The sequence below is a fragment of the uncultured Flavonifractor sp. genome, from assembly GCF_944387675.1.
Taxonomy (GTDB): domain Bacteria; phylum Bacillota; class Clostridia; order Oscillospirales; family Oscillospiraceae; genus Flavonifractor.
Map to the genome: position 1 here is coordinate 1 of NZ_CALXFV010000147.1, position 3,758 is coordinate 3,758.

Here is a 3,758-nt window from a genome sequence, read left to right on the forward strand (position 1 = left end):
AAGCTGGTGGCCTACCACGAGGTGGGCCACGCCATGGTGGCCTACAAGCAGAAGCACGCCGAGCCGGTGAGCAAGATTACCATCGTCCCCCACACCCAGGGCGCCCTGGGCTACACCCTTCACCTGCCGGAGGAGGACAAGCACCTGCACACCAAGGACGAGCTGCTGGCTCAGATTGCCGTCTCCATGGGCGGACGGGTGGCCGAGGAGCTGGTGATGCACACCATGACCAATGGCGCCGCCCAGGACATTCAGGACGCCACCAATGTGGCCCGCAACATGGTTGCCATGTTCGGCATGAGTGACGAGTTCGGCATGATGGCCCTGGCCTCCCGCCGCAACCAGTATCTGGACGGGGGCTACGGCCTGGACTGCGCCCAGGAGACCGCCGCCGCCATGGACCGGGCGGTGCGGGACCTCATCGACACCTGCTACAAAAAGGCCAGGGAAATCCTCTCCGAGAGCCGGGAGGATATGGACAAGGTGGTGGCCTATCTGCTGGAAAAGGAGACCATCACCGGTCCCGAGATGGTGGCCATTCTGGAGGGCCGGGACCCTGCTCTGGCGGACAACTACCCCGACCCGGATAAGAAGGACGAGCCCCTGTCTCAGGCCCCTTCTGCCGGCCAGACAGCCATTCCCCTGGGAGAGGGGACGGCCCCGGAGGAGAAGCGGGAGCCGCCCGCGGAGCAACCGGAGGAACCGGGCGCTGACGCCAAGAGCTAAAAAAACTGCCGCATATGCGGCAGTTTTTTTAACGTAAAAGTCTCCCCGCAGGGGCGGCTGCGCCCGGCAGATGCCTATTTTCCCACGCAGAACCGCTCAAAAATCCGGGCGGTGATATCCTCCCGCAGGTTGGCGCCGGTGAGCTCCCCCAGGGCGGAGAGAGCCTCCTCCACATCGGTGAGCAGGGCGTCGGGGGTGACGCCCGCCTCCAGACCGGCCTCCGCCCGGGCCACGCCCTCCAAGGCCCGGCGGGCGGCCTGGGCCTGCCGCAGGTTGGTGAGCAGCTCCCCCGCCGTCCCCTGCCCGCCGGTGGGAAACAGCGTCTCCACCGCCTCGGCCAGCGCCTCCAGGCCCTGGCCGGTTTTTACGCTCACCTCCACCACGGGAGGCATGGGGTCCAGGTGGAGGACGGGAATGGGGGCGGCGGGCAGATCTCCCTTGGTCCATACCAGAATGGTGGGTGCATGGGACATGGCCTGGGCCAGCAGATCGGCATCCTCCTCCGTGAAGGGGACCGAGCCATCGCACAGCAGCAGCACCAGGGCGGCCTCCTCCAGGGCTGCCCGGCTCCGCGCCACCCCGATGCGCTCCACCTCGTCCGCCGCATCCCGGATGCCGGCGGTGTCGATCACCCGCAGGGTCACGTTCCCCAGCCGGCAGCGGGCCTCCACCGTGTCCCGGGTGGTGCCGGGTATGGGGGTGACAATGGCCCGCTCGTATCCTGCCAGAGCGTTGAGCAGCGAGGACTTGCCCGCGTTGGGCCGGCCGATGAGGGCGCAGGGAATGCCGCCCGCCAGGTACCGCCCCCGGCTGTAGCTGGCCAGCAGCGCCTCCAGAGCGCTCCTGGCCCGGCCCAGCCCCGCCTTGATGGTGTCTGAGCGGAAGGGGTCGATATCCTCATCCGGATAGTCCAGCACCGCGTGGAAATGGGCCAGCAGATCCACAAGACCGTCATAAATGTCCCCCACCCGGCGGCTCAGGGCGCCCGCCAGCTGGCCGGCGGCCTGCCGTACCGCCCCGGGGGTCTCCGCCTCCATCAGGTCGGCCACCGCCTCCGCCTGCATCAAGTCCAGACGCCCGTTGAGCAGGGCGCGCCGGGTAAACTCCCCCGGCCCCGCCTGCCGTACCCCCTGAGCCAGCAGTGCCTCCAGAGCCAGGGTGAGCACCATGGGGGAGCCGTGGCACTGCAGCTCCGCCGTGTCCTCCCCGGTGTAGCTCCGCGGCCCGTGGGAGATGGTGGCCAGCGCCTGGTCAATGGGAACGCCGTCCGTTCCCAGCAGGGTACCGTATACCAGCCGGCGGTCCCGGCACTGTTCCAGCCTCAGTCCCCCGGCGGGACGGAACACGGCGGTGGCGGCGGCAATGGCCTCCGGTCCGGAGAGACGCACGATCCCAATGGCTCCGGGAGCCGGGCCGGTGGCGATGGCGGCAATGGTATCAGACATAAAATCACCTCAGAGCACAGGTTTCCGTTGCATAAATTATACCAGATTTCGTCCCCCTTGGGGAGGGAAAAACTTTGGCGAAAGCGACGTTGTTTTTTTGCTTGACGAGTTTTATGTCAACGGTTTTTGTATATCCACCGCCGGTGCAATCTGGTGGAAAACCATGTGGACAATGTGGAAAACCATTTGGAGCGCTGACTTTTGTCTGTTTCTGCTCCGGCGTCTCCGCTGTATATTTCCATGCATAAGAGCCGCCAAAGCTCATTTATGGTTTCCAACCGGCCGCCTCAGTCAAATTGGCAAAAATTATACACCAAATTTAGGCAAAGTGACCTCTTGAACTGCTTGGTTTTAAATGCTAAACTATTATTAGAACTAAAAAATATTTTTTTGGAGGCGGTAACATGGAGCATTCCGGGCTGCCGGAGCGGTACCTGATGTTCTTGATCGGTGTGGTATGTTCCGCTTTGGGCATTGCGCTCATCACCCTGGCGGGGATGGGGACCTCTGCGGTATCCAGCCTGGCCTATGTGCTGACCTTTGTCTTTCCCGGTATCTCGCTGGGCTGCTTTACCTTTGTGGTCAACTGCGCCATGCTGGGGGGACAGGCCCTGCTGCTGCGGCGAAAGTTTCCGCCGGTGCAGCTGCTCCAGATTCCCGCCACCTTCGTGTTCTCCTTCTGTATTGATTTGTGGATGAAGCTGCTCACCCCGATAATTCCCGGCGCCTACGCCGGTCGGTGGGCGGTTCTGCTGCTGGGCTGCACCTCTCTGGGGTTGGGTGTGGCTCTGGAGGTGGTACCCAATGTGCTGATCCTGCCCTGTGAGGGGTTTGTCCGCACCTGCAGTCAGGTGTTCGGCTGGGAGTTCGGCAAAACCAAGACCGGATATGATCTGGCCATGGTGGGGGCGGCCGCCCTGGTGTCGCTTCTCTGTCTGGGTACCATCCACGGGCTGCGGGAGGGGACGGTGGTGTGCGCCCTTACCGTGGGGAGCATTTCCCGCTTCTTCTGCCGCCGCATCAAAGACCTGGGGACGCATAGACCGGGTACCCCCGCCCACGCATAATTGGAAAAACCGCCGCGAGCCAGCGCTCGCGGCGGTTTTGTATTGTGTGGGCTTCGGGCGGGCTTATTTCAGCCGGTTCAGGATAACCTGAGCGGCCTTGACGCCGGAAGCACCCGCTTGTGCTAAGCCCCGGGTGATGCCCGCACCGTCGATCCCACGGAGCCAAAGCCCCGTGGGAACCCTGTGATTTGATTCGCACGGCGGAAATAAATTCCGCCGGCGGCAATGCTTTGCATTGTGTGGGCTTCGGGCGGGCTTATTTCAGCCGGTTCAGGATAACCTGAGCGGCCTTGACGCCGGAAGCACCCGCTTGTGCTAAGCCCCGGGTGATGCCCGCACCGTCGCCCACGGCAAAGAAGCCGGGCAGAGAGGTCTCCAACTCCCCGGACAGGGCCAGACGGGCGGAGTAGAATTTCACCTCCGCGCCGTAGAGCAGGGTGTCGTAGTTGGCGGTGCCGGGGGCGATCTTGTCCAGCTGATAGATCATCTCGATGATGTCGTCCAGCTGCCGCTTGGGCAG

The 3,758-nt window shown here is 63.7% G+C and carries 2 protein-coding genes and 2 pseudogenes; 2 read left to right on the plus strand and 2 right to left on the minus strand.

Features of this window, described 5'->3' with window-relative positions; translation table 11 throughout:
• Positions 1-726 (plus strand): annotated as a pseudogene (locus Q0J74_RS10705) (cell division protein FtsH); the annotation flags it as partial.
• A 74-nt stretch (positions 727-800) separates the two neighbouring features.
• Here the strand turns inward: Q0J74_RS10705 and mnmE are convergent.
• Positions 801-2,171 (minus strand): tRNA uridine-5-carboxymethylaminomethyl(34) synthesis GTPase MnmE, encoded by a 1,371-nt coding sequence (gene mnmE / locus Q0J74_RS10710; RefSeq protein ID WP_297214464.1) that lies wholly within the window; start codon positions 2,169-2,171, stop codon positions 801-803.
• Positions 2,172-2,575: 404 nt separating this feature from the next.
• Here mnmE and Q0J74_RS10715 point away from each other — a divergent pair, with 404 nt between their 5' ends.
• Complete coding sequence (locus Q0J74_RS10715; RefSeq protein ID WP_297214466.1) at positions 2,576-3,238, plus strand: YczE/YyaS/YitT family protein; 663 nt, start codon at positions 2,576-2,578, stop codon at positions 3,236-3,238.
• A 256-nt stretch (positions 3,239-3,494) separates the two neighbouring features.
• Here the strand turns inward: Q0J74_RS10715 and Q0J74_RS10720 are convergent.
• Positions 3,495-3,758, minus strand: a pseudogene (locus tag Q0J74_RS10720) (FAD-dependent oxidoreductase); the annotation flags it as partial.

What these genes read in the sequence shown, in the direction of transcription:
- mnmE (WP_297214464.1), bottom strand. Translation starts at nt 2,171, where the DNA reads ATGTCTGATACCATTGCCGCCATCGCCACCGGCCCGGCTCCCGGAGCC.
- Q0J74_RS10715 (WP_297214466.1), top strand. Translation starts at nt 2,576, where the DNA reads ATGGAGCATTCCGGGCTGCCGGAGCGGTACCTGATGTTCTTGATCGGT.